25 protein-coding genes, 1 other RNA gene and 1 pseudogene are annotated in these 24,863 nt (G+C 63.3%); 15 read left to right on the top strand and 12 right to left on the bottom strand.

Features of this window, described 5'->3' with window-relative positions:
• From AC6LJW_RS26810 to AC6LJW_RS26830, 5 genes and pseudogenes are all read right to left on the bottom strand, one after another.
• Window positions 1-298, bottom strand: a pseudogene (locus AC6LJW_RS26810) (cell envelope integrity protein TolA); the annotation flags it as partial.
• A gap of 39 nt (window positions 299-337) precedes the next feature.
• A complete protein-coding gene (tolR, locus tag AC6LJW_RS26815) occupies window positions 338-796 on the bottom strand; it encodes a protein TolR (protein WP_056564214.1) in 459 nt (152 codons plus the stop codon).
• Complete coding sequence (tolQ, locus tag AC6LJW_RS26820; protein ID WP_056564211.1) at window positions 796-1,476, bottom strand: protein TolQ; 681 nt, start codon at window positions 1,474-1,476, stop codon at window positions 796-798. Before tolQ ends, tolR begins: the two co-directional genes overlap by 1 nt.
• Window positions 1,477-1,478: 2 nt before the next feature.
• On the bottom strand, window positions 1,479-1,901 hold the full coding sequence (gene ybgC / locus AC6LJW_RS26825; protein WP_056564208.1) for a tol-pal system-associated acyl-CoA thioesterase: 423 nt from the start codon (window positions 1,899-1,901) through the stop codon (window positions 1,479-1,481).
• 58 nt (window positions 1,902-1,959) lie between these two features.
• On the bottom strand, window positions 1,960-3,690 hold the full coding sequence (locus AC6LJW_RS26830; protein ID WP_498088749.1) for a proline--tRNA ligase: 1,731 nt from the start codon (window positions 3,688-3,690) through the stop codon (window positions 1,960-1,962).
• A 65-nt stretch (window positions 3,691-3,755) separates the two neighbouring features.
• Here AC6LJW_RS26830 and AC6LJW_RS26835 point away from each other — a divergent pair, with 65 nt between their 5' ends.
• The 6 genes from AC6LJW_RS26835 to AC6LJW_RS26860 all read left to right on the top strand — a co-directional run bounded on the left by AC6LJW_RS26835 (window position 3,756) and on the right by AC6LJW_RS26860 (window position 9,843).
• Complete coding sequence (locus tag AC6LJW_RS26835; RefSeq protein WP_056327909.1) at window positions 3,756-4,328, top strand: RNA pyrophosphohydrolase; 573 nt, start codon at window positions 3,756-3,758, stop codon at window positions 4,326-4,328.
• Window positions 4,309-4,995 (top strand): response regulator, encoded by a 687-nt coding sequence (locus AC6LJW_RS26840; protein WP_056327910.1) that lies wholly within the window; start codon window positions 4,309-4,311, stop codon window positions 4,993-4,995. Before AC6LJW_RS26835 ends, AC6LJW_RS26840 begins: the two co-directional genes overlap by 20 nt.
• Window positions 4,996-6,528, top strand: coding sequence for a sensor histidine kinase (locus tag AC6LJW_RS26845; protein ID WP_498088750.1), 1,533 nt, complete (start codon window positions 4,996-4,998; stop codon window positions 6,526-6,528).
• Window positions 6,529-6,847: 319 nt separating this feature from the next.
• The gene (locus tag AC6LJW_RS26850) at window positions 6,848-7,276 is read left to right on the top strand and encodes a tripartite tricarboxylate transporter TctB family protein (RefSeq protein WP_056566861.1); all 429 of its coding nucleotides are present in this window, start codon (window positions 6,848-6,850) and stop codon (window positions 7,274-7,276) included.
• Window positions 7,277-7,282: 6 nt separating this feature from the next.
• Complete coding sequence (locus AC6LJW_RS26855; protein WP_056564202.1) at window positions 7,283-8,806, top strand: tripartite tricarboxylate transporter permease; 1,524 nt, start codon at window positions 7,283-7,285, stop codon at window positions 8,804-8,806.
• 107 nt (window positions 8,807-8,913) lie between these two features.
• Window positions 8,914-9,843: a 2-hydroxyacid dehydrogenase gene (locus tag AC6LJW_RS26860; RefSeq protein ID WP_056564199.1), complete on the top strand. Its 930-nt coding sequence runs from the start codon at window positions 8,914-8,916 to the stop codon at window positions 9,841-9,843.
• Here AC6LJW_RS26860 and AC6LJW_RS26865 read toward each other — a convergent pair.
• On the bottom strand, window positions 9,837-10,772 hold the full coding sequence (locus AC6LJW_RS26865) for a LysR family transcriptional regulator (protein ID WP_056564198.1): 936 nt from the start codon (window positions 10,770-10,772) through the stop codon (window positions 9,837-9,839). The genes AC6LJW_RS26860 and AC6LJW_RS26865 overlap by 7 nt on opposite strands.
• Window positions 10,773-10,968: 196 nt before the next feature.
• On the opposite strand from AC6LJW_RS26865, the gene AC6LJW_RS26870 reads away from it, so the two are divergent.
• The gene (locus AC6LJW_RS26870; RefSeq protein WP_056564195.1) at window positions 10,969-11,598 is read left to right on the top strand and encodes an FMN-dependent NADH-azoreductase; all 630 of its coding nucleotides are present in this window, start codon (window positions 10,969-10,971) and stop codon (window positions 11,596-11,598) included.
• An 84-nt stretch (window positions 11,599-11,682) separates the two neighbouring features.
• On the opposite strand, the gene AC6LJW_RS26875 is transcribed toward AC6LJW_RS26870, so the two are convergent.
• The 4 genes from AC6LJW_RS26875 to AC6LJW_RS26890 all read right to left on the bottom strand — a co-directional run bounded on the left by AC6LJW_RS26875 (window position 11,683) and on the right by AC6LJW_RS26890 (window position 16,417).
• Window positions 11,683-12,588, bottom strand: coding sequence for an NAD(P)-dependent oxidoreductase (locus tag AC6LJW_RS26875; RefSeq protein ID WP_056564192.1), 906 nt, complete (start codon window positions 12,586-12,588; stop codon window positions 11,683-11,685).
• 57 nt (window positions 12,589-12,645) lie between these two features.
• Window positions 12,646-14,250 (bottom strand): gamma-glutamyltransferase family protein, encoded by a 1,605-nt coding sequence (locus tag AC6LJW_RS26880; protein WP_498088751.1) that lies wholly within the window; start codon window positions 14,248-14,250, stop codon window positions 12,646-12,648.
• A 183-nt stretch (window positions 14,251-14,433) separates the two neighbouring features.
• Complete coding sequence (locus AC6LJW_RS26885) at window positions 14,434-15,939, bottom strand: tripartite tricarboxylate transporter permease (RefSeq protein WP_498088752.1); 1,506 nt, start codon at window positions 15,937-15,939, stop codon at window positions 14,434-14,436.
• A gap of 13 nt (window positions 15,940-15,952) precedes the next feature.
• Entirely contained in the window at window positions 15,953-16,417 is a 465-nt protein-coding gene (locus AC6LJW_RS26890; RefSeq protein ID WP_056564185.1) for a tripartite tricarboxylate transporter TctB family protein, read from the bottom strand.
• Between the two features lie 480 nt (window positions 16,418-16,897).
• Here AC6LJW_RS26890 and AC6LJW_RS26895 point away from each other — a divergent pair, with 480 nt between their 5' ends.
• The 4 genes from AC6LJW_RS26895 to AC6LJW_RS26910 all read left to right on the top strand — a co-directional run bounded on the left by AC6LJW_RS26895 (window position 16,898) and on the right by AC6LJW_RS26910 (window position 18,720).
• Entirely contained in the window at window positions 16,898-17,344 is a 447-nt protein-coding gene (locus AC6LJW_RS26895; protein WP_056564183.1) for a hypothetical protein, read from the top strand.
• Window positions 17,344-17,655, top strand: coding sequence for a cell division protein ZapA (locus AC6LJW_RS26900; protein WP_056564173.1), 312 nt, complete (start codon window positions 17,344-17,346; stop codon window positions 17,653-17,655). The genes AC6LJW_RS26895 and AC6LJW_RS26900 overlap by 1 nt, the downstream gene beginning before the upstream one ends.
• Before the next feature lie 31 nt (window positions 17,656-17,686).
• Window positions 17,687-17,872, top strand: a non-coding RNA gene (gene ssrS / locus AC6LJW_RS26905) — 6S RNA.
• An 83-nt stretch (window positions 17,873-17,955) separates the two neighbouring features.
• The gene (locus AC6LJW_RS26910) at window positions 17,956-18,720 is read left to right on the top strand and encodes an SIMPL domain-containing protein (protein WP_498088753.1); all 765 of its coding nucleotides are present in this window, start codon (window positions 17,956-17,958) and stop codon (window positions 18,718-18,720) included.
• Here AC6LJW_RS26910 and lgt read toward each other — a convergent pair.
• Window positions 18,695-19,483 carry a prolipoprotein diacylglyceryl transferase gene (gene lgt / locus AC6LJW_RS26915; protein ID WP_092579583.1) on the bottom strand — a complete coding sequence of 263 codons (789 nt, stop codon included), beginning with the start codon at window positions 19,481-19,483 and terminating at the stop codon, window positions 18,695-18,697. The two genes, AC6LJW_RS26910 and lgt, sit on opposite strands and share 26 nt — an antisense overlap.
• A gap of 130 nt (window positions 19,484-19,613) precedes the next feature.
• Between lgt and ilvD the strand changes: the two genes are divergently transcribed.
• The 3 genes from ilvD (at window position 19,614) to msrA (ending at window position 22,249) form a co-directional block, all read left to right on the top strand.
• Complete coding sequence (ilvD, locus tag AC6LJW_RS26920) at window positions 19,614-21,299, top strand: dihydroxy-acid dehydratase (RefSeq protein ID WP_498088754.1); 1,686 nt, start codon at window positions 19,614-19,616, stop codon at window positions 21,297-21,299.
• Window positions 21,283-21,618, top strand: a complete 336-nt coding sequence (locus AC6LJW_RS26925) for a c-type cytochrome (protein ID WP_056564170.1) — start codon at window positions 21,283-21,285, stop codon at window positions 21,616-21,618. Before ilvD ends, AC6LJW_RS26925 begins: the two co-directional genes overlap by 17 nt.
• A gap of 76 nt (window positions 21,619-21,694) precedes the next feature.
• Entirely contained in the window at window positions 21,695-22,249 is a 555-nt protein-coding gene (gene msrA / locus AC6LJW_RS26930; protein WP_056564168.1) for a peptide-methionine (S)-S-oxide reductase MsrA, read from the top strand.
• A 143-nt stretch (window positions 22,250-22,392) separates the two neighbouring features.
• On the opposite strand, the gene hppD is transcribed toward msrA, so the two are convergent.
• Window positions 22,393-23,505 carry a 4-hydroxyphenylpyruvate dioxygenase gene (gene hppD / locus AC6LJW_RS26935; RefSeq protein ID WP_056564167.1) on the bottom strand — a complete coding sequence of 371 codons (1,113 nt, stop codon included), beginning with the start codon at window positions 23,503-23,505 and terminating at the stop codon, window positions 22,393-22,395.
• 156 nt (window positions 23,506-23,661) lie between these two features.
• On the opposite strand from hppD, the gene AC6LJW_RS26940 reads away from it, so the two are divergent.
• Complete coding sequence (locus AC6LJW_RS26940; RefSeq protein WP_056566859.1) at window positions 23,662-24,138, top strand: Lrp/AsnC family transcriptional regulator; 477 nt, start codon at window positions 23,662-23,664, stop codon at window positions 24,136-24,138.
• Window positions 24,139-24,863 lie beyond the last annotated feature (725 nt).

Genomic DNA, 24,863 nt, shown 5'->3' on the forward strand with positions numbered 1-24,863 from the left:
GGGGCGGCGGAGGAGGCGGCTCGGGCGTCGTTTCCGGCTCCGGCTCGGGCGGGGGCTTGGGTTGCGGCTTGGGCGGTTCGGGTTGCGGCGTGGGCGGCGGCGAGACGGGCGAATTGCCGTCTGCCCAGAGTTGCACCTGGACGGGGCCAGGGTTCTCGGTATGCCAGTTCACGCCAAAGATCAGGGCAACCAGCAGCAGCAGGTGCACCGCCACAGCCAGAATCATCGAATTCCGGTTGTCGTTGTTGGGCGGGGTGGCCGGCGGGCCGCTGCGGTGTCGAATTATGGGTGGCGTCATGTGCGGTGCATGCCGGCCGGGCCGGCAAAGGGCGGCGCGTTAGCGTTTCTTGGCGGTGGCGGGCTGGGAGGCGGCGCCGGACTGGTCCACCAGCAGGCCCAGGCGGGTGATGCCGTTGGTGCGCAGCTCGTCCATGACCTTCACGACCGTCTCGTAGGGCACCTTGCCGTCGGCGGCGATCACCACTGGCGTTTCCGCGGTAATGCGCGAACGCACTTGCGCGACCAGTTCGGTGCGCGCGATGTCCTGCATGGTGGCGCCGGCTTCGCGCATGCGCAGCGCGATCTTGCCGTCTTCTGAAATCTGGACTTCCAGGGGCTTGACCGGCACGTCGGAGGCGGCGCCCACCGACGGAAGCTGGATCAGCCCGGGCGTGATCAGGGGCGCGGTCACCATGAAGATGACCAGCAGCACCAGCATCACGTCGATGTAGGGCACCACGTTGATGTCGGCCTTCATGCGGCGGCCGGACCTGCCGCGCGAGCTCACCGAGGGCATTAGCGCACCTGCCGTTGCAGAATGTTCAGGAATTCATCGACGAAGCTGTCGAAGCGGATCGAAATGCGGTCGATGTCATTCGTGAAGCGGTTGTAGGCAACCACGGCCGGGATGGCGGCGAACAGGCCGATCGCGGTGGCGATCAGCGCCTCGGCAATGCCTGGGGCCACCGAGGCCAGCGTGGCCTGCTGCATGTTCGACAGGCCGATGAAGGCGTGCATGATGCCCCAGACCGTGCCCAGCAGGCCGATGTACGGGGACACCGAGCCGGCGGACGCCAGGAAGTTGAGATGGGATTCCAGCGAGTCCATTTCGCGCTGGTAAGCGGCGCGCATGGCACGGCGCGGACCGTCCAGCACGGCCGTTGCGTCGCCGCTGGCGTTCCCGCGGCGGGCCTTCAGGAATTCGGTCATGCCGGCATCGAAGATGCGGGCAAGGGCGCCTTGCTCGTCGCGGCGCGAGGCCACGGCCTGTTGCAGCATCGACAGGTCGCCGCCCGACCAGAAGTCGTCTTCGAAGCGGCGCGTCTGGTCATGCGCCCGCTTGATGGCCATGCGCTTGGCGAAGATATAGGTCCAGGACATGATCGAGATGCCCAACAGCATCAGCATGATCAGCTGGACCGGCACGCTGGCGTGCGAAATCAGCGAAAGCAACGACATGTCGTTGGTGACTTGCATGGTTATTCCTGAATGAATTCCAGTTTTGCGCGAATGTCAGCCGGCAACTCCGCCGGCCGCATGTGAACGGCATCGACGCAACAGACTTGGATGTTGCCTTCGGCAAGCAGTTCCCCGTTGCGCTCCGCGCGCTGCGCGAAGTGTATCGAAGCGCGGCCCAGTTTGGTGACTCGGCTGCGTATGGTAAGCAAATCGTCCAGTCTGGCCGGTTTGCGGTAGGACATGTCCAAGGCGCGGACAACGAACAACCGTTGCTCGCTGGCGGCCAGTCCGGACTGGTTGACGCCAAGGTCCCGCAGCCATTCGGTGCGGGCCCGCTCCAGGAATTTCAAGTAGTTGGCGTAGAAAACCACCCCGCCGGCATCCGTGTCTTCATAGTAGACGCGGACTTGCAGGGTGGATTCGGCGGACTTCGGGTCGGTCACGTTACTCAAATGATGATGGTGCAGATCGGGACGCGGGAAGTCCGTAGCAACTATAGGGTTAGAGCGTGTCGAGCTTGGTCAGCACGGCCTCAAGCGCGGACTCTACCGGAATCTTGGCCGCTTCGGTTTCCCGACGGGCCTGCAATTCCACCACACCATCGTTCAGGCCGCGTTCTCCAACTGTTACACGCAGCGGCGCACCGATCAATTCCCACTCGGCAAACATGACGCCGGGGCGGGCATCGCGGTCGTCCAGCACCACATCGACGCCACGCGCCAGCAGGGATTCATAGAGCTTTTGGGCGGTGTCACGCACCGTTTCACTTTTGCCCCAGCCCACCGGGCAGATCACGACCTCGAACGGCGCGAGCGCACGGGGCCAGATGATGCCGCGCGCGTCGTGGTTCTGCTCGATGGCGGCGCCCACGATGCGGGTCACGCCGATGCCGTAGCAGCCCATTTCCAGCACGGCCGGCTTGCCGGTTTCATCCAGGAACGTGGCCTTCAGGGCTTCGGAGTATTTCTTGCCCAGGTAGAAGACGTGGCCCACTTCGATGCCGCGCTGGATCGACAGCGTGCCCTTGCCGTCGGGCGAGGGGTCTCCGGCGACCACGTTGCGCAGGTCGGCAACGAGTTCGGGCTCGGGCAGGTCGCGGCCCCAGTTCACGCCCTGGGTGTGGAAATCTTCGCGGTTGGCGCCGCACACGAAATCGGCCATGTTGGCCACGGTGCGGTCGGCGATCACGTGGACCGGCTTGGCCGTCTTGACCGGGCCCAGGTAGCCGGGCTTGCAGCCGAAGTGCTCGACGATCTCGGTTTCGGTGGCAAAGCGGAAGCCCGCCAGGCCCGGCAGCTTGCCCGCCTTGATTTCATTCAGTTCATGGTCGCCGCGCAGCAGGAGCAGCCAGATGTCGACCTTGCCCTTTTCGCCATCGGTGGCCAGGACGATCGACTTGATCGTGCGTTCCAGCGCAATGCCCAGCAGCGTGGCCACGTCCTCGCACTTGGCGGCGCCGGGCGTCGCAACGTCTTCCATCGCCTGGGCGGCGGCCGCGCGGATCGGGTACAGGCTGGGCGCCTCGGCCAACTCGATGTTGGCGGCGTAGTCCGAGTCTGCGTTGTAGACCAGCAGGTCTTCGCCCGTGTCGGCGATCACCTGGAACTCGTGGCTGCGCGTGCCGCCGATGGAGCCCGTGTCGGCCGCCACCGCGCGGAACTCCAGGCCCAGGCGGCCGAAGATGCGCATGTAGGCGGCGAACATGGTGTCGTAGCTCTGCTGGGCGCCGGCTTCGTCGCGGTCGAAGGAGTACGCATCCTTCATCGTGAACTCGCGTCCGCGCATCAGGCCGAAGCGCGGACGGCGCTCGTCCCGGAACTTGGTCTGAATGTGATAGAAGTTCAGCGGCAACTGGCGGTAGCTGTGGATTTCATTGCGCGCGATGTCCGTGATGACTTCCTCGGACGTCGGCTGCAGCACGAAATCGCGCTGGTGCCGATCCTTGATGCGCAGCAGTTCGGCGCCGTATTGCTCCCAGCGGCCGGATTCCTGCCAGAGTTCGGCCGGCTGCACCACGGGCATCAGCAATTCGATGGCGCCCGCCGCGTTCATTTCTTCGCGGATGATCGCCTCGACCTTGCGGATGACCTTCAGGCCCAGCGGCATGTAGGTGTAGATGCCGCCCGCGAGCTTGCGGATCATCCCGGCGCGGGTCATCAGCTGGTGGCTGGCGACTTCCGCTTCGGACGGGGCTTCTTTGAGGGTGTTGATGTGGTAGTTGGATGCGCGCATGTTTAAAGGTGGCAGCAGATACGTATAATCGACCGTAATTGTATTGAATTCGGTGGGGGTGGCCCATGCTTGACCGCGAAGGCTACCGCCCCAATGTCGGCATCATTCTCGTCAACACTAGAAACGAGGTCTTTTGGGGCAAGCGTATCAGGGAACATGCGTGGCAGTTCCCCCAGGGCGGCATCAAGTATGGCGAAAGCCCGGTGCAGGCCATGTATCGCGAACTCCATGAAGAAGTGGGCCTGAAGCCCGAGCATGTCCGTATTTTGGGGCGTACACGCGATTGGTTACGTTATAACGTGCCCGATCACTTTGTCCGGCGTGAGTGGCGTGGCCACTATAAAGGACAAAAACAGATTTGGTTCTTGTTGCGCCTGGTGGGACGTGACAGTGATGTTTGCTTGCGCGCGACGCAGCATCCGGAATTCGACGCCTGGCGCTGGAGCCAGTACTGGGTTCCACTGGATGCTGTCATCGAGTTCAAGCGAGACGTCTATACCCAGGCGTTGAACGAGTTGTCGGCTATCCTCTTTCGGCGCCATCACGAGACCCGCTACCTGCGCCAACGGGTGCATGGTCAGCGGGCAGCAGAGAATTTGCCCGAAGGAACGGACGGTCATGCGCATATTGTTGGTTGAAGACGAACGGGACATGGCGTCCTGGCTGATGCGCGCGCTCGCCCAGAGCGGATTCGTGCCCGATCACGCGGCAGACGCGCGCACGGCCGAAGCCTTCATGGCGGGCACCGAATACGATGCCATCGTCATGGACTTGCGCCTGCCCGACAAGCATGGCCTCGTCGTCCTCCGAGAAATGCGCAACCGCGACGACCGCACGCCCGTCCTGCTCCTGACCGCGCAGGGCGCGCTGCAGGATCGCGTGCGCGGCCTGAATCTCGGCGCCGACGACTTCCTGACCAAACCCTTCGCGCTCGAAGAACTCGAAGCCCGTCTGACGGCGCTTGTGCGCCGCAGCCGCGGCCGCCAGCATCCGCGCCTGCAATGTGGCTCCCTGTCCTACGACAGCGAAAGCCGTGCGTTCACGCTGGATGGATCGCTGCTGTTCCTGACTCCGCGCGAACACGCCGCCCTGGCGGCGCTGCTGACGCGCAGCGGCTATCCGGTGGATAAGTCGCAGTTGTTCGGCAAGGTCTTCACACACGACAGCGAAGCCAATCCGGACGCCATCGAGGTCGTGCTGCACCGCCTGCGCAAGAAGCTGGCCGGCAGCGACGTGCGCATCGTGACCGTGCGCGGGCTGGGCTACATGCTGGAAAGCGTCGCCAGCGAGTCCGCGGAACCCTAAGTGAGCCTGCGGATACCCGGACTGCCGCGCGTCGGCATCCGCGCGCTTCTCATCATTCTGCTGCTGCCCGGCGTGGTGGTGCTGCTCGTTATCGACAGCCTGAACGACTACCGCACCCTGGCCGAGATCACCAACGAAGCCTACGACAGCGCCTTGGTCGAACCAGCGCGCGTGCTGGAAAGCAGCCTGGAATTCACGCCCGACGGCAACCTGCAGGTGGCCACGCCGCTGTACGCGCAGGTCATGCTCGAATCGCGGGCGGGCCTGCGCAAGTATTTCCGCATCGAGGAAATCGATCCGCCCCTGCCCGACGGTGCGGCCGTGCCGCCGACGCAGGGCAAGACGCTGCTCGGCATGCCGGAGATGCCGCGCCCGCCGTCCTGGCCCCGGTCCAACGGCCAACCCATCTTCTACGACAGCGTGTACCGCAACGACCCCGTGCGCGTCGTGTCGGTCGTGCGGGATCTCTATTACCAGGGCCAGCATCGCCAGGTGCTCGTCGTCGTGGCAGAAAGCACCGGCAAGCGCATCGAGGCCGAGAACAACGCGCGGCGCCAGGAAATCCTGCGCGATTCGCGGATGCTGGCGCTGGTCGTGCTGCTGGTCTGGTGGGGCGTGTCCTGGGCCCTGAAGCCGCTGCGCCGGCTGCAGGCTGACATCCGCGCACGCCGGCCCGACGACCTGACGCCGCTGGACGCCTCGCGCGTACCGAGCGAAGTCGCACCGCTCGTCGAAGCCGTCAATCACCACATTGCCCGCTACCGGCGGGTGCTGGACGAACAATCCAACTTCCTTGCCGACGCCTCGCATCAATTGCGCACGCCGCTCGCCATCATGCTGACGCAGGCCCAGTACACCCTGCGGGAACGCGATCCTGCGCGGGTGCGCGAAGGACTGCGCGCCATCGTCGACCAGCTCGGGCGCACGCGCCGGCTGACCGAGCAGCTGCTGTCTCTGGCGCACGCCCACCAGGCCGGCCAGACCCCGCGCCAATTGCTCGACATGAACGCCGTGTCGCGCGAAGTCGTGCTGCAGTACCTGCCGCTGGCGCACGAAAAGCAGCAGGACCTGGGCTGGGTGCAGGCCGACCCGGAAGACGGCCAGGACACGCCGGTGCCGGTGTCCGGCAACGAGGCCGAACTGCACGAGGCCCTGTCCAATCTCGTGCACAACGCCATCCATTACGCACCCATCGGCGCGCGCATCACGGTTTCCGTGTGCCGCACCGACAGCCGCGTCCAGGTCTCCGTATCCGACAACGGGCCCGGCCTGGAGCCCGTTATGCGCACGCGCGCATTCACGCGTTTCGAGCGCGTGGGCATGGACAAGCCGGTGACCTCCTCCGGTTCCGGCCTGGGTCTGGGCATCGCACGCGCCTATGCCCGGCGCAACGAAGGCGACATCGAACTGCGCGATGGCGAGCCCAACGACCAGGGCGGCGTCGGCCTCGCGTCGGTGCTGTGGCTGCCGCTGGCGCCCACCGTGTCGCAGTACCCGCGCCCCGCCGAGGTCCAGCTCAAGGGCGACCAATAGTTGGGTGATGAATAAGAAGGCGCTTCACAACGCGGCTACTTATTCATCGCTCCTTCTTCAAGGCCCGCGTCTTCACTGCCCGCTTTTTTCGCGCACACCGCGCCTGCCGATCAGGGATAACCCCCGGATTCAGGAATGCGACAGCGCACAGAAAGCGGATTAGCAGCTTCCTTCCGTAATCTGCGGTCCGGCCTGTCGTCAGGGGCCGGGCGCTGTCCGCTTCGTGCAGCGCATGAAAGGCCGGCGCGGTCCGGTACAAGGAAGGAGGACGGAAGTGAAAAAGACAATCAACAGAAAGGACTATTACGGCGGCGCGCTGATGGTCCTGATCGGCCTGGCCGCTGTCTATGGCGGCACGGACTATCACATCGGCTCGCTCAGCCACATGGGCCCGGGCTTCTTTCCCGCGGCGCTCGGCGGCCTGCTGGCGCTGACGGGCTTGCTGATCGCGATGTCCGCACGCTCGGCGGAACCCTCGACGCCCGCGCCCGCTGAAGGCCACCCCACCGGCATGCCCGATATCAGGGGCAGCGTCTGCATCCTGCTCGGCATCCTGGCCTTCCTGCTGCTGGGTCATTACGGCGGCCTGCTGCCCGCCACGTTCGCCATCGTCTTCATCTCGGCGCTGGGCGACCGCAAGAACACGATCAAACAGGCCATCCTGCTGTCGGTCGCCATGTCCGCGATCGCGGTCGTCGTTTTCTGGTGGGCGCTGCAACTGCAGCTTCCGCTGTTCCGCTGGGGTTGATGCGCCATGATTTCTCAAGCTTTGGTAGACCTTTGGTACGGCTTTGGCGTCGCGTTCCAATGGCACAACCTGATGTGGTCGTTCTTTGGCGTGCTGGTGGGCAACCTCATCGGCGTGCTGCCCGGCATGGGCGCGCTGTCCGCGATTTCCATCCTCTTGCCGCTGACCTACGTCATGCAGCCCGTGCCCGCCATCCTGATGCTGGCCGGCATTTTCTATGGCTCGCAGTACGGGGGCGCCATCGGCGCCATCCTGCTCAACCTGCCGTCGCATCCGCCGCACGCGGTCACGTGTCTTGATGGTTATCCACTGACCAAGCAGGGCAAGGGCGGAACAGCGCTCGGCATCACGATGATCTGCTCGTTCTTCGCGGCGTCGGTCGGCATCATCGTCATGATCTTTGCCTCGCCGCTGCTGGTGGAGATCGCGTTCAAGTTCGGCCCGACCGAAATCTTCTCGATCATGCTGTTGGGCCTATTGGCTGGCGCCACCATGTCGCGCGGCTCGCCGCTCAAGGGCGTGGCGATGACGCTGTTCGGCCTGATGTGCGGCGTGGTCGGCACCGACGTGAACACGGGCACCATCCGGTTTTCGTTCGGCCTGCTCGACCTCTCCGATGGACTGGAACTGGTCGCGATCTCGATGGGCCTGTTCGGCGTGGCCGACTTCCTGATGAGCGTGAACCGCATGACCATCATCGGCAGCGGCGCCAAGCTGCGTCTGCGCGACATGCGGCCCAGCAAGCAGGAACTGAAGACCGCCTTCTGGCCCATGGTGCGCGGCACGGCCGTCGGCACGCTGTTCGGCGCCATGCCCGGCACCGGCCCGACCATCACCACGTTCGTCGCCTACGCGCTGGAACGCAAGGTCTCCAAGACGCCTGAAAAGTTCGGCACCGGCATGATCGCCGGCGTGGCATCGCCCGAAGCGTCGTCGCACTCCAAGACGCAGGTCGACTTCATCCCGACGATGAGCCTGGGCATTCCGGGCGACGCCGTGATGGCGCTGATCCTGGGCGCGCTGCTGATCCAGGGCATCCAGCCCGGCCCGCAGCTCATCACTGAGCACCCGGACATCTTCTGGGGCCTGATCGCCAGCTTCTGGGTGGGCAACGTGCTGCTCATGGTGCTGAACGTGCCGCTCATCGGCGTGTGGGTCAAGCTGCTGCAGGTGCCGTACCGCTACCTCTTCCCCTCAGCGCTGTTCTTCATCGCGGTGGGCGTCTACAGCACGCAGAACAGTCTCTTCCAGATCTGGGAAGTGCTGGCCTTCGGTGTGATCGGCGCGGTTCTGATGACGCTGGAATTCTCGGTGGCGCCCATTCTGCTGGGTTTCGTGCTCGGCCCCATGGTCGAAGAGAATTTCCGCCGTGCACTGCTGCTGTCGCGCGGTGACCTGGCCGTGTTCGTCGAGCGTCCGATCAGCGCGTGGTTCATTGGCGCAAGCGCCTTGCTGATCGCGCTGCAGGTCTGGGCCTTCGTGCGCCGCAACAAGGGCAAGAACAAGCCCGAGGTGCCGCAGACCGCCTGATGCCTTGCCCTGCAGGTGGCACACGCGGCCCGGCTTTTGCCGGGCCGTTTGATTTGTGCGGCGGCATCCCTCATGCTTTGGCTTTTCTTCGCCAGCCCGCTGCCACCATGCACATTCTCTTTGCTTGTCCCCATCACGATCCTGACGCCTGGGTGCCTCGCCTCGAGGCCGCCATGCCCGGCTGCCGTATTTCGGTATGGAATCCCGACGGCCCGCCGTCCGGCGCGGAGGTCGCGCTGGTGTGGCGTCCGCCCGTCCAGCTCTTCCAGCACGAAACCGGCTTGCAGACGCTCTTCAATCTTGGTGCAGGCGTCGATGCCTTGCTGAAGATGCCGGAGATCCCCGCCCACGTGCGCATCGTGCGCCTTGAAGACGCCGGCATGTCAGTGCAGATGGCCGAATACGCGCTGTATGCGCTGCTGCGCGTCTCGCGCGATTTCGAAGCCTTCGACCAGGCTCAGGCCCGGCAGCATTGGGACACCCGCGAGGGCACCCGGCAGGCCGACTGGCCCGTGGGCGTTCTCGGGCTGGGGCAGGTGGGGGCGCGCGTGGCGCAGACGCTGGCCGAGTTCGGCTATCCCGTGGCCGGCTGGTCACGCTCGCCGCGCGACATTCCCGGTGTCGAATCCTTTGCTGGCGAGGCCGCCTTGCCCGCGTTTCTGGGCCGCACGCGCTTTCTGGTCAACGTGCTGCCGCTGACGCCCGACACTCAGGGCATCCTGAATCGCGAAACGCTGTCGCAGTTGCTGCCTGGCGCGCATCTGGTCAACGTGGGACGCGGCGAGCATCTGGTCGAGGACGATCTGGTGCAGATGCTCGAAGAGGGCGAGATCGCGGGCGCCACGCTCGACGTCTTTCGCACCGAACCGCTGCCCAAGGACCATCCTTTCTGGCACGACCCGCGCGTCCACGTCACGCCGCATATCGCCGCACGCACGCTGCGCGACGAAAGCATCGAACAGATCGCGGGCAAGGTCGCGCGGCTGATGCGCGGCGAATCCATCACCGGCGTGGTGGAGCGCTCGCGCGGCTACTGAGGCGCGGGCGTCACGTCCTTCTCCAGCCGCTGGTACATCGAGGGCAGGCGCTGCGACAGAAAATCCAGCAGCGTCCGCACGGCGGGCATCATGCCCCGCCGTGACGGATAAATGCAGTGCACGATGCCCTCGGGCGACTGCCATTGCGGCAGCACCGGCACCAACTGCCCGCGTCGCAGTTCCTCTTGCGTGGCGATCGACGGCAGCAACGCGATGCCGCGTCCGCGCACGGCGGCTTCCGTCAGCACGATGAAGTCGTTGCACGACAGTTGCGGCTTCAGCTCGATCTGCACCTCTTCGCCCTTGTCATTGCGCAGGGGCCACCGGACTTCGTTTTGCGGATCGCTGAAGCTCAGCGTGACGTGCGAGGCCAGATCCTGCGGCGTATCCGGCGCGCCGTGGCGCTGCAGATATCCCGGACTGGCCACCAGCGTGCCGCGCGCCGTGCCCAGGTGCCGGACAACCAATTCTGCATCCGTGTCGAGCTTCGTGCGCACCCGCAGCGCCAGGTCCACGCCCTCGCGGATCAGGTCCACCCGCCGGTTGGTCACCAGCAATTGCACCGATATCGCCGGCCACGCATCCAGGAATTCCGGCAGCAGGGGCGCCAGCACGTCCTGGGCGATCGACACGGGGCAGCTCACGATCACCGGGCCGGTCGGCTCCGCCTGCAATTGCCGCATGGCATCGTCCGCCGCGCGCGCCGACGCGGCCATTTCCCGGCAGTAGTGCAGGTAGCGCTCGCCGGCGGACGTCAGCCGCAGCCGGCGCGTCGTGCGCTGCAAAAGGCGCACGCCCAGGCTTTCTTCCAGATGGGATATACGGCGGGATAGACGGGATTTTGGAATGTCCAGCGCGCGCGCTGCGGCGCTGAAGCCTCCTTGCTCGACGACTTGCGAAAAATAGTAGAGGTCATTGAGATCTTGCATGATTGTTCTATGTTTGGAACGAACAGTTCATCATACCCGTATTTATGTATTCAATCGGTCCCGCTACAGTCTCGCCATGCACAACGGATCTGCCAACGCCGCCCAAGCGGCAAGGCCCCGCCCGATCATCCTGACGGGTGCGGCGCTGACAGATCCAGACCGTCCGCCCCGGGCGGGCCCACTGGAGATATCTGCAATGAAAACCCTGGTCATCCTTTCCTCGATTCTCGGCGAACGTTCCAACAGCAAGCAATTGGCCGATCATCTGATCGCCCGCGTCAAGGCGTCCAATCCGGCCTCGGCCATCAAGGTCCGCGACATCGGCACGCAACCCATTCCTTACTTCGACGGCAACACCGCTGGCGCCCTGTTCACGCCGGCTGAATCGCGCACCGTTGAACAGCAACGTCTGGTGGAACTGAGCGACTCCCTCGTCGCCGAGCTCATGGAAGCCGACCGCATCGTCTTTGCCGTGCCCGTGTACAACTTCAATCTGCCGGCGCAGTTCAAGTCTTATCTGGATCACCTGGCGCGGGCCGGTGTCACGTTCCGTTATACGCCGGAAGGCGTGCCCGAGGGGCTCGTCAAGGGTAAACAGGTGGTCGTGCTGACGGCGCGCGGCGGCAAGGCGGAAGGCACACCGTCCGACACGATGACGCCGTACCTGCGCCAGATGCTGGCATTCCTGGGCATGACCGAAGTCACCTTCATTGCCGCGGAAGGCATGGCCATGGGTGAAGTGGCCGCGCTGGAAGGATTGGCCCTGGCCAAGCAGCGCATCGACGCGCTGCTGCCGGCCGCCCGCGAAGCCTCGCTCGCCGCCTGACCTCGCGCGGCGACATCACGAAAAAAGGCGAGCCGGAAGGCTCGCCTTTTCATTGGCCGGAAATTGCCGGCTTGGATGGCACGCTTAGTCGCGCAGGCGCTTGATGAGGCTGGACGTGTCCCAGCGTCCGCCACCCAGTTTCTGGACGTCGCCATAGAACTGATCCACCAGCGCGGTCAGCGGCAGGCGCGCGCCGTTGTTGCGCGCCTCGGCCAGCACCAGGCCCAGATCCTTGCGCATCCAGTCCACCGCGAAACCGAAGTCGAACTTGTCGTCGACCATGGTGCCGCCGCGGTTCTCCATCTGCCAGCTCTGCGCCGCGCCCTTGCTGATGACGTCCAGCACCTGCTTCATGTCCAGATCGGCCGCCTGGCCGAACGCGATGGCTTCGGACAGGCCCTGCACGATACCGGCGATGCAGATCTGGTTGACCATTTTGGCAAGCTGGCCGGCGCCCGGAGGGCCGACCAGTGTGACCGCGCGGCCAAAGCACTGGGCCACGGGCTTGATGGCGTCGAACACCGGCTGCTCGCCGCCGCACATGACCGTCAGCGCGCCATTGACGGCGCCAGCCTGACCGCCCGACACGGGCGCATCAACGAAGTTCAGGCCCAGCTCCTTGGCTTTCGCGTGGAGTTCGCGCGCCACATCGGCCGAAGCCGTCGTGTGGTCGACGAACACGGCGCCCGGCGCCATGCCGGCGAACGCGCCGTCCGGACCCAGCACGACGCTGCGCAGGTCGTCGTCGTTGCCCACGCAGGCAAAGACGATCTGCGCGCCGGCAACGGCTTCGCGCGGGGTGGCCGCGCTATGGCCGCCAAACTCGGCGACCCAGGCCTGCGCCTTGGCGGGGGTCCGGTTGTAGACAGTGACGTCGTGCCCGGCGCGGGCCAGGTGACCGGCCATGGGCAAGCCCATCACGCCCAATCCGAGGAAAGCGACTTTCTGGGCTACGGCTGCGTCGTAGCTCTTGGTACCGATCGTTGCCATGCAATGGGCTCCGCTGAATAAGGGTAGGTCTGTTTCAGGACACTAACCTTAACGCAATCAAAAGCCGGCGGCGAGTCCATCTCTGCGGCTGTCGCTGGCGCTGACGTAGCCGTCGACGGCCGGATCACCCAGCCGCCAGATGAATTGCCCCGAACCAAAGTCCATGTAGGGATCGTCCATTCCCTGCAGCACATGGCCGCGCTCGCGCAGTCCTTGCGCGATGGCGGGGGACACCGTCGGCTCCAGGTCCACCTCCAGGCCGCGGTTCCACTTCCAGCGCGGCGCGTCGCACGCGGCCTGCGGCTGCTGGCCATAGTCCAGCATGCGCACCAGCGCCTGCATTTGTCCCTGCGGCTGCATGTTGCCGCCCATGACGCCAAAGCTCATCACCGGTGCGCCATCCCGCATCAGAAAACCCGGAATGATCGTGTGGAACGGCCGCTTGCCGCCCGCGACTACGTTGGCGTGATCGGGATCGGTGCTGAATCCGTGTCCGCGGTTCTGCAGGCTGACGCCCGTGCCCGGCACCACGACGCCGGATCCGAACCCCATGTAGTTCGATTGGATGAAACTGACCATCATGCCGTTGCGGTCAGCGGCGGTCAGGTAGACCGTACCGCCTTGCGGCGCGTGGCCGGTCGCGAAGGTCTGTGCCGTTCGCGGATCGATCAGACGCGCCCGTTCGGCCAGGTAGTCGGCGCGCAGCATCTGCTCCGGCGCGACCCGCATGTGACGCGCATCGGCCACGTGCGCGTAGACATCGGCAAACGCCAGTTTCATCGCTTCGATCAGCAGGTGCTGCGTCTCGGGATGATCGACCGGACGCGCCGCCAGATCGAAGTTCTGCAGGATGCCGAGTGCGATCAGTGCTGCGATGCCCTGGCCGTTGGGTGGAATCTGGTGCAGCGTATGGCCGCGGTACGACTGGCTGATCGGGGTGACCCACTCGGGCGCGTAGTCTGCCAGATCCTTCAGCGTCAGGGCCGCGTCGTGCGCCTGCGCGTGCGCCACCAGCTTGTGCGCCGTCTCGCCTTCGTAGAAGTCGCGCCCGCCGGTTGCGGCAATGCGCTTGAGCGTCGCCGCCGCGCCTTGCAGGACGAAGTGTTCGCCGGTGTGCGGGGCACGCCCGCGCGGCAGGAAATGATCGGCAAAGCCAGGCTGCGGTTGCAGCATGTCGGCCTGCGCCGTCCACTTCTGGTGCACCATCGGCGTGATCGCGAAGCCGCGCTCGGCGTATTCAATGGCGGGCGCCAGGATGTCGACGAAAGACAGGCGGCCCAACTTTTCGTGCAACGCAGCCCAGCCGGCCACGCAGCCCGGGACGGTCACGCTGTCCCAACCCCGCGCCGGCACCGCGCTCTGATGCTTGCGCCGGAAGTAGTCCACATTCCAGGCGGCGGGCGCCGGTCCGGAAGCGTTAAGCCCATGCAGCTTCGCGCCGTCCCAGATGATGGCAAAGCAATCCGAACCCAAACCGTTGCTGACGGGCTCGACCAGCGCCAGCGTTGCTGCCGCGGCAATCGCCGCATCCACGGCATTGCCGCCTTGCGCCAGAATGCGCAGGCCCGCCTGGGCGGCCAGCGGTTGGGAGGTGGCGACAACATTGCGGGCAAAGACGGGCGTGCGGGTACTCGGATACGGATTCTTCCAGTCGAAATTCATGTCGAATCATCGCGTGGGGTAAACCCGTAGCTTAACGTAGATGAAATCGGCCAGGTACGATTTGTTGCTGTAGGTAATTTTCAGTAGTCATCAGCCGGATGGCGCAGGGCGCGCCCAAAGAAAAACCCCGGGGCAGGCCCGGGGTTTTGGAGGACAGCGCCGCGGCAGGGCGGCGGCTGAGCTTTACTCTTCTTCGACGAAGGTTTCTTCGCGCTTCTTGCGGATGGCCGGCAGGGCCACCAGGATCACCAGGAACACGGCGACGGCCAGCAGGGAAGCCGACAGCGGACGCGTCACGAAGGTGGTGAAGTCGCCGCGGGACAGCAGCAGGGCACGGCGGAAGTTCTCTTCCATCATGGGACCCAGCACCAGGCCCAGCAGCAGCGGAGCGCCTTCGCACTTCAGCTTCGACCACACATATCCGATGATGCCGAACATGGCCGTCGTGAAGATGTCGAACGGGTTGTAGTTAAGTGAATACACACCGATCGTGCAGAACACCAGGATCGCCGGGAACAGGATGCGGTAGGGCACCTTCAGCAGCTTGACCCACAGGCCGATCAGCGGCAGGTTCAGCACCACCAGCATCAGGTTGCCGATCCACATCGAAGCGATCAGGCCCCAGAACAGCTCCGGGTGGCTCGTCATGACTTGCGGGCCGGGCTGGATGTTGTGAATCGTCATGGCGCCCACCATCAGCGCCATCACGGCGTTGCCGGGGATACCAAGCGTCAGCAGCGGAATGAACGAGGTCTGGGCTGCGGCATTGTTCGCCGATTCCGGGCCTGCCAGGCCGGCCGGGTGGCCCTTGCCGAAGCGTTCCGGATTCTTCGAGATCTTCTTTTCCAGCGTGTAGGAAGCGAACGAGGACAGCACCGCGCCACCGCCCGGCAGAATACCCAGGGCCGAACCCAGGGCCGTGCCACGCAGCACGGCGGGAGCGGCTTCCTTGAATTCCTGCTTGTTGGGATACAGCGTGCCGATCTTGTCGGTGATGTCGACGCGGTTTTCCTTCTGCTCCAGGTTGGTCATGATTTCGGCAAAGCCGAACACGCCCATGGCCACGATGGCGAAGTCGATACCGTCTTGCAGTTCCGGCACGCCGAAGTCGAAGCGGGCAACGCCCGAGTTGACGTCGGTACCGACCATGCCGAGCAGCAGGCCCAGGATGATCATCGCGATTGCCTTGGGCAGCGAACCCGAGGCCAGCACCACGGCGCCAACCAGGCCCAGGCACATCAGCGAGAAGTATTCGGCGGGGCCGAACTTGAACGCGACTTCAGCGAGCGGGGGCGCAAAGGCAGCCAGCAGCAGCGTGGCAACGCAACCGGCGAAGAACGAACCCAGCGCGGCAATTGCCAGCGCGGCGCCCGCCCGGCCGTTGCGGGCCATCTGGTGACCGTCCAGCACGGTCACCACCGCGGACGTTTCTCCTGGCAATGCCACAAGAATGGCTGTCGTGGAGCCGCCGTACTGGGCGCCGTAGTAAATACCCGCCAGCATGATCAGGCCGGCCACCGGGGGCAGCACGTACGTGATCGGCAGCAGCATTGCGATGGTCGGGACGGGGCCGATGCCCGGCAGCACGCCGATCAGCGTCCCCAGGATGCAGCCCAGCAGTGCGTACAGCAGGTTCTCGGGCGTGAACGCCACCGAGAAACCCATCATCAGGTTGTCAAACAATTCCATGACCGGTTGCTCCTTAGTTCATGCCCAGAAACGACGGCCACAGCGGGAAAATCAGCCCCAGCCCCTTGATGAATGCCAGGTACGTGAAGACCACCAGGAAGATGCCGTTGGCGATGGCGACCTTCAGGTTGAATTCATGGCTGGCAAGGCTGCTGACGATCACCAGCACGAACACCGAGATGTACACGCCCAGCAGCTTCAGGATCAGACCGTACAGAACGACGGAGCCCACCACCAGGAAGACGATGCGCCAGTCGAACTTGTCGACGTGAGTTTCATGGGCTTTCTTGGACAGCGAGCCAAGCAGCACGATGGCGCCGAGCAATGCAAGAACAATGCCTAGCCAGAAAGGAAAGTACCCTGGGCCCATTCGGGCAGCAGTACCCATTTGGTAGCTGCTGGCCTGCCAGGCGAATCCCAGTCCAAGGGCGATGAACATCACCCCCGACCAGAAGTCCTGTCGATTGCGTAGCTGCATGATTGGTTGGCTCCTGTTTACAGCATGTAGATAAAAGAGGTTTGTAGCCGGAGAGTCGCTCGCCGAAAGGCGAGTGACAGGCACAAAAAAGGCACTTCGGGGTGCCATTAATTATTCTGAAAGCGACGTCGTGGTTTCTTGAAAGGCCGAATGGTAATGGACGCCTGCCACGCTGCAAACCCTGTAAGGTCGGTGAAAGCCTGGGGTTTTCCCTAAAATTGGGGAACTCCCGATCCCCGTTTGTAACGCGGCCGGAAGTTTGAGGGCTTTTTGAAAGCTAAGTGAAAGTTTATAGAAAGAATCGCGAAAGCCGGATCAGCCGGATGCGGCAATTTCGACGGAGGGGGACTTTTCTTGGCAGGCAGGAGCCGGTAACCTTCGCGCGCCGAATCCCAACCGTATTTCCTACTGAATATTGCCGGGTTTCTCACCTTGCGTGAAGAGGCCCGGTCCAACCCAGGATGGTTTACGATAGCGCTCATGCTGCAAGATCTAGACCAACTCGCCGCCCGAATCGGGCAACTGGTGCAACGCACCCGCCAACTCCACGCCGAGCGTGACGCGTTGCGTCTTCGCCTGAACGACTTCGAAGCCGAACAGCGCGTGCTCAAGCAGCGCGCTGCTGACCGCGAGGCCGAGGTCGTCACGCTGCAAAGCAAGCTTCAAGATAACGACGGTGCCGTCTCGGCCCTGCTCGAAGAAGCCAAGCGGTCGGAAGCCGCGCTGCGCGAACAACTGGCTCGCGAAACCGCCGAGCGCCACGCGCTCGAGTCGCGCTTCGCCGCTCGCGAAAGCGAACTGCAGGGTAGCCTGCAATCGCGCGATACAGAACTACAGCGTTTGCGTGTGGCTGCCGCGTCGGCCCGCGAGCGCATCGACGCCGTACTGGCCCGCTTGCCGGGTGCGCCGTCCGGAGAGCAACACTAATGGAACGTGTAGACGTATCGATCCTCGGCCGTGAGTATTCACTTGCATGCTCCGTCGAAGAAAAGCCCACGCTGCTGGCCGCGGTCCGCCATGTCGATCAGCTCATGCTGCGCATCCAGGGCACGGGTAAGGTGTCCAGCAATGAACGCATCGCAGTGATGGCCGCATTGCAGATCGCCGGCGAGCTGCTCGCAATGAAAGCGCCTGACGGTCCGCTTGGCGGTTTGGCGGTCGGCGACTTCAAGAGTAGAATTGAGGACATGAACGCAGTACTCGATGACGCCTTGTCGGGTCAGGAAAAACTGCTTTAACGTTCATACGCTGAATTCAAGATTTTCAAGTTTGTCCCTGCCGTGTTCGTGACTAGGCCATACATTCTCTGAACCTATGTCTTTTTGGCATATTGGTTGCGGGAGTGCAGAGCTGGAGTGATTGTCTCTCGCAGACGAACCCGATGCTCTTCGGAACGCGACCACCTTGAACCTCAGGGTTCGAGATGCCGGCCTTGACGGCACAGGCGGGGCATCTATCCCAGCGGACCTGCCATAGCGCAGGTCCGCGTCGGGTGCCTCTCGGCAAATCCCCTTCGTCCTCCCACATAGGACCAGTCCATGTTCAAACCCCCCGTTTTTTCGCTCACCAAGCTTGGTGCGGCGTGCGCAGCCGTGGCCGCCATTGCTGTGGCTCAACCCGTTTTCGCGCAAGCCCAGGCACCCGCAGCGATGACCGCCGCCGAGCCGGCCGAGAACCGTTCGCCGGAACTGACCTTGCAGGCGATGGCGTCTTCCGAGGTCAAGCAGGACACCGTCCGCATCGCCCTGTCGGCCGAAGTCGAAGCGCCGGATCAGCCGGCCGCCGGCCAGAAGCTGACTGCCGCGCTCGAAGACGCGGTCAAGCGCGCTCGCGACACCAAGGACGTGGAAGTGCGCACCAGCAACTTCAATGTCTGGCCCAACATGAACACCAAGGGAAAGATCGCGTCGTGGCGCGGCCAGGGCGAGATCGTGCTCGAATCGAAGGACTTCGCGGCGGCCGCTGCGCTGGCTGCCAAGCTTTCCGACAAGACAGCCATTTCCAACATCAGCTTCTCGCTGTCGAACGCTGCGCGTGAAGCCGAAGAGCGCAAGCTTCTGAAAGAAGCGGCGCAGGCGTTCAAGGACCGGGCATTGGCTGCGGCCAACGCGTTCGGTTTCTCCGGCTACCGCCTGTCCAAGCTCGAACTCGGCGGTTCCGGCGCTCCCGCGCCGATGCCGCGCATGATGGGCGCGGCCATGGCGAAAGGCGGTTCCTTCAGCAGCGCCGACGTCAGCGTTCCCCTCGAAGCAGGGAACGTGACGGTCAGCGTCGCCGTCAACGGGACGATCGTTTTGCAGTAAGACTGAACATGATGGCGCCCAGGGCGACCATCGGCAGGGACAGCCACTGTCCCATGCTCAATCCACCCGCGAGCAGGCCCAGAAAGTTGTCCGGCTCGCGGGTGAATTCCACCAGGAAGCGGAACGTTCCATAGCCCATCAGGAACAATCCGCTCACCTGTCCCAGCGGGCGCGGCTTGCTCGAAAACCACCACAGCAGCGCAAACAGCACGATGCCTTCAAGGCCCAGTTCATAGAGCTGGGAGGGATGGCGCGGCAATCCGTCGCCGCTGTCGGGAAACACCATCGCCCACGGCACGTCGGTGGGACGGCCCCACAGTTCGCCATTGATGAAGTTGCCCAGCCGGCCAAAGCCCAGGCCCAGCGGGATCAACGGCGCGATGAAATCGCTGATCGCAAAGAACGGCAGACCCTTCTTGCGTGCAAACAGCAGCATCACCAGAATCACGCCGATCAGGCCGCCGTGGAAGGACATGCCGCCCTGCCACAGGTACAGCACCTCAAGCGGATGCGACAGGTAGTAGCCCGGCTTGTAGAACAGCACATATCCCAGCCGGCCACCCAGCACCACGCCCAGTACGCTATAGAAGATCAGGTCTTCCAGGTCCCGCACGTTCAGCGACGTGGTGTGCCCGCTTTTGATGCGGTGGCGGCCTAGCAAATACACGAGCGCGAAGCCCGCCAGGTACATCAGCCCATACCAATGAATGGCGAGCGGCCCGATCTGCAGGGCGATGGGGTCGAATTTTGGATATTCCAGCATGTTCTGCCCGACACAATAAAGTTGAATGATAATAACCGGCGAGCACTGAAGATTCGCATGCCAAGCGAGCCAGCTTCCCCGGGTGCGTTCGCCATGTCCGCGCCCCGACGGCCGACAGGAGACACTGACCATGCCGCACAACGAACGTTCCCGCCACATCACCGAAGGCGTCGCGCGCGCACCCAACCGCGCGATGTACTACGCGCTGGGCTACAAAGAAGCTGATTTTCAGAACCCCATGATCGGCGTGGCCAACGGCCATTCAACGATCACGCCCTGTAATAGCGGCCTGCAACGGCTGGCCGATGCCGCCATCGACGCGATCCGCGCGTCACGCGCCAATCCGCAAGTGTTCGGCACGCCCACCATCTCCGATGGCATGTCCATGGGCACCGAAGGCATGAAGTATTCGCTGGTGTCGCGCGAGGTCATCGCCGACTGCATCGAAACCGCCGCGCAGGGCCAGTGGATGGATGGCGTCGTCGTCATCGGCGGATGCGACAAGAACATGCCCGGCGGCATGATCGCGCTGGCACGCACCAACGTGCCGGGCATCTATGTCTACGGCGGCACCATCAAGCCGGGCCGCTATAAGGGCAACGACCTCACCATCGTGTCCGTCTTCGAAGCCGTCGGCGAATACACCATGGGCCGCATGCCCGAAGAAGATTTCAAACAGATCGAGAAATGCGCGATTCCCGGCTCGGGTTCCTGCGGCGGCATGTACACCGCAAATACGATGAGCTCCGCCTTCGAAGCCATGGGCATGAGCCTGCCGTATTCCAGCACCATGGCCAACGAAGACGAGGAAAAGGTCACGTCGTCCGCCGAGTCCGCGCGAGTGCTGGTCGACGCGGTCAAGCGCAACCTGCGCCCGCGCGACATCATCACGCGCGAAGCCATCGAGAACGCGGTGTCCGTCATCATGGCCACGGGCGGCTCCACCAACGCGGTGCTGCATTTCCTGGCCATCGCGCACGCCGCCGAAGTGCCGTGGTCCATCGACGACTTCGAACGCATCCGCCGGCGCGTGCCCGTGCTCTGCGACCTGAAGCCGTCCGGCAAGTACGTGGCCACCGACCTGCATCGCGCAGGCGGCATTCCGCAAGTCATGAAGCTCCTGCTCAACGCGGGCCTGCTGCATGGCGATTGCATCACCATCACGGGCAAGACCATCGCGGAAACGCTGGCTGACGTACCCGACGCGCCGCGCGCGGACCAGGACGTCATCCTGCCCATCGATCGCGCGCTCTATCCGCAGGGGCACCTTGCCATCCTGAAGGGAAATCTCTCGCCCGAAGGCTGCGTCGCCAAGATCACCGGCCTGAAAAACCCGGTCATCACTGGCCCCGCGCGCGTGTTCGATTCCGAAGACGATGCAATGACCGCCATCATGGCCCAGCAGATTCGCGACGGCGACGTCGTCGTCATCCGCTACGAAGGCCCCAAGGGTGGCCCGGGCATGCGCGAGATGCTTGCGCCCACGTCCGCGCTGGTGGGGCAAGGGCTGGGCGAAACCGTGGGGCTCATCACCGATGGCCGTTTTTCCGGCGGCACCTGGGGCATGGTGGTGGGACACGTCGCGCCAGAAGCGTATGTGGGCGGTCCCATCGCCCTCATTCAGGAAGGCGATTCGGTTACCATCGATGCCCACAAGCTGCTGCTGCAGCTCAACATCAGCGACGAAGAGATGGCGGCTCGTCGCCAGGCCTGGGTCCAGCCCAAGCCGCGCTATACACGCGGTGTGCTTGCCAAGTTCGGCAAGCTCGCCAGCACCGCCAGCCGTGGGGCAGTAACCGATGCGTTTGAAGATTAGTCTGTTGTTGGCCGCGGCCGGCGCCCTGGGCGCTGGCGCGGTGCATGCGCAAACCACTGGCCTGGATCTGGCCAAGAGCAAGGCCTGCATGGCCTGTCATCAGGTGGAAGCCAAACGGGTCGGGCCGCCCTTAAAGAGCGTGGCGGAACGATACGCAGGGCAGGGCGACGCCATGGTGGATTACCTGGCAGGCAAGATCCGCGGCGGCGGCCGCGGCGCCTGGGGCGCGGTGCCCATGCCCGCCCAAACCCACGTCACGCCCGAAGACGCCCGCGCCTTGTCCGAATGGATCTTGTCGCTGGCGCCGGCAAAGCAGTAGCCTTATTCTCATGCCCCGGCACCCAAGCCGGGGGCGCGGGCCGCGCGCAGCGGCCGTCTACAGCAAAGGAATCGTCATGGCAGAACAACCATCACCGGGCAATGAGGTCGCCATTCTTGGCGGCGGTTGCTTCTGGTGCGTCGAAGCAGTGTTTGCCGAGCTGCGTGGGGTCAAGAGCGTCTTGCCGGGCTACAGCGGCGGACACGTCGACAATCCCAGCTACGAGCAGGTCTGCGGCAAGGACACCGGCCACATCGAAGTCGCGCGCATCGAATTCGACCCGGCCGAACTCTCGTTCAGCGACCTGCTGCGCGTCTTTTTCGCCACCCACGATCCCACCACCCCGGGGCGGCAGGGCAACGACATCGGCCCGCAGTACGAATCCGCCATCTTCTGGCAGAACGAATCGCAGCGCGAGCAGGCCGAGGCCGTCATCGCCGAGGTCGAGGCGCAAAAAGTCTACGATGCGCCCATCGTGACCAAGCTGCTGGCGCCGGCGCATTTCTGGCAGGCCGAGGACTATCACAGCAACTATTTCGCCCTGCATCCCGAGCAAGGCTATTGCCAGTTTGTGATCGCACCCAAGGTTGCCAAATTCCGCAAGCAATTCCAGGATCGCTTGGTGCGCTGAGCCGCGGCAATCGTTCCGCGCGACTGAAGGCCCCGTTCGGCGAACTGCGTTGCGCCGATTGAGCGCCCAAAGAAAAACCCCGCTTCGCAGCGGGGTTTGAACAAGCGATGTAGACGCACGCGCCTGGCGCCTGTCTTCAAGCCTTATTCCACGGTCTTCACAACGCCGCGTCGCATCTGGTCCAGCTCGATGGATTCGAACAGGGCCTTGAAGTTGCCCTCACCAAAGCCGTCGTTGCCCTTGCGCTGGATGATCTCAAAGAAGATCGGACCGATCTGGTTTTCGGTGAAGATCTGCAGCAGCAGTCCGCCGTCCGGCGCGCCATCCAGCAGGATGCGGTTCTTCTGGAGGCGATCCACGTCTTCGCCGTGGTTCGGCATGCGGCGATCAAGCAGTTCGTAATAGGTCTCCGGTGTGTCCAGAAACACGACGCCCGTCTGGCGAAGCGCTTCCACCGTCGCATAGATGTCATCGGTCGCCATGGCGATGTGCTGGATGCCTTCGCCGCGGTAGAGATCCAGGTACTCCTGAATCTGGCCTTTCTCTTCGGTGCCTTCCTCGTTGATGGGAATGCGGATATTGCCGCAGGGCGACGTCATCGCCTTGGACTTCACGCCTGTCACCTTGCCTTCGATGTCGAAGTAGCGCACTTCACGGAAGTTGAACAGGCGCTCGTAGAACTCCGACCACTCGGCCATGCGGCCCTTATGCACGTTATGTGTCAGGTGGTCCACCAGCGTCAGGCCCGCGCCGCGCCAGTTCACATCGGTCTGCGCGTTGGCTGGATCCAGCGGAATGAAGTCCACGTCATAGATGCTGATGTCGCCGATGCCGCCGTGGCCTTCCTTGCCGGCCCAGCGGTCCACCAGATAGATCAGCGAATCGCCAATGCCCTTGATGGCAGGAATGTTCAGTTCCATCGGGCCGCTATGGGAGTCAAAGCCCCACGCACCCAGTTCCAGCGCGCGCTTGTAGGCGGCGTTGGCGTCCTGCACGCGAAAGCCAATCGCACAGATCGACGGACCATGCAGGCGAGCAAAGCGCTGGGCAAAGGAATCGGGTTCGGCGTTGATCAGGAAATTCACGCCACCTTGGCGGTACAGGGTCACGTCCTTGTGACGATGCTTGGCAATGGCTTTGAAGCCCAGCAGCTCAAACACCTTGCGCAGCGCGGCGGGGTCCGGCGCGGCATATTCAATGAACTCGAACCCGGCGGTGCCCATCGGGTTGTCCCAGGGTTGGAAAGCGCTGCTCATAAGTCTGCTCCCTTGCATGTTTTGTGAGGACGACTTGTTCTTCAAGTCTAGACGCAGATTGTAGGCACGAAGGACGGGCAGACAATTGCAAACATGGCGCGAAACCTGGCGACTTGAGCAATAATATTGCTCGTTATTGAAACTAAGGGGTTGAAAATGTCTGGAATTGAGCTTGATAGGACAGATCTAAGGATTCTGGCTGAGCTTCAACGTGACGGACGGCTCAGCAACCAGGAACTGGCCGACCGCGTCTCCCTGTCCCCCAGTCCCTGCCTACGCCGGGTCCGCCGCCTGGAAGAGCAGGGCTTCATCAAGAAATACGTAGCGCTCATTGACGCCGCCAAGGTAGGGCTCGGGCTGCTCGCGTACGTGAACATCCGCTTGAACAAGCACAGCGGGTCCAGTCATGCACCCATGAGCGACTTCGCACGCGACGTCCAGCTCTGGCCCGAAGTCGTCGAGTGCTACGCCATGTCCGGCGACATGGACTATCTGCTTCGCATCCAGGTAGCAGACCTGGCCCACTTCTCTCGCTTTGCCATGGACACCCTCATGCGCCACCCTGCGGTCGTGGACATGCGCTCCTTCTTCGCGCTCCAGCAGATCAAGGAAACGACGGAACTCCGTATATAGCAGTAGCAGGCCACTACATTTAGCGCTGGCCCTAGCTCTTGCTCCACCTATATATAGAGAGGGGGCGGGGCTAAGCGGGCTAGAACGCGCTCCGTCCCTATAAAGAATCACATTTCTGCAAAATGGGTGTCATGCTGACCGCACACGCAGAATTTCTGTGCTATAGTCTCGCTCCTTCGCAGTTCAAACAGTTTTGAGCAGCGAAACCAAGCAGGTGCAACAGGTCAGCGAGCTTCGCCGGCCTGCCGCAAAGGCAGTCAGAAATGAAGCCAAGCGGTTATTGCAAAGATCGGAGCAAATTAGGCAGAAGCCAGTTGCAAGATCTGCAAAAATTGTGCTATAGTCTTGGGCTTGGCTGGTGATGACGAATCAGGGTTTACCCGAATCGAAATTTCAGCCACCTGTGCAGTAACCAGCCTCCGAGTTTCTCGGGGCCGCTTGAAAGTTAAGCGGGGTTGCAAGATGCGGTGCAAATTAGGCAAAAGCCGGTTGCGCAATCTGCAAAAGCTGTGTTATAGTAGAGGGCTTGGCGGTTGCCGAAAAATTAGGGTTTACCCTGACGTTTCGATAGTCGCTAAGCGCTGGGAAATCAGCGCCACGATTTGAAGTTTGCAGTACAGAATTAGCAAGACCGCTCTTTAACAATTAAACAACCGATAAGTGTGGGCGCTTGATGCGAGTGCAGCGATTGGGTTTCGGCCTGATCGCAAGCACAAGAAATCAAG

This window comes from Achromobacter sp. 1012554356, from assembly GCF_059760815.1.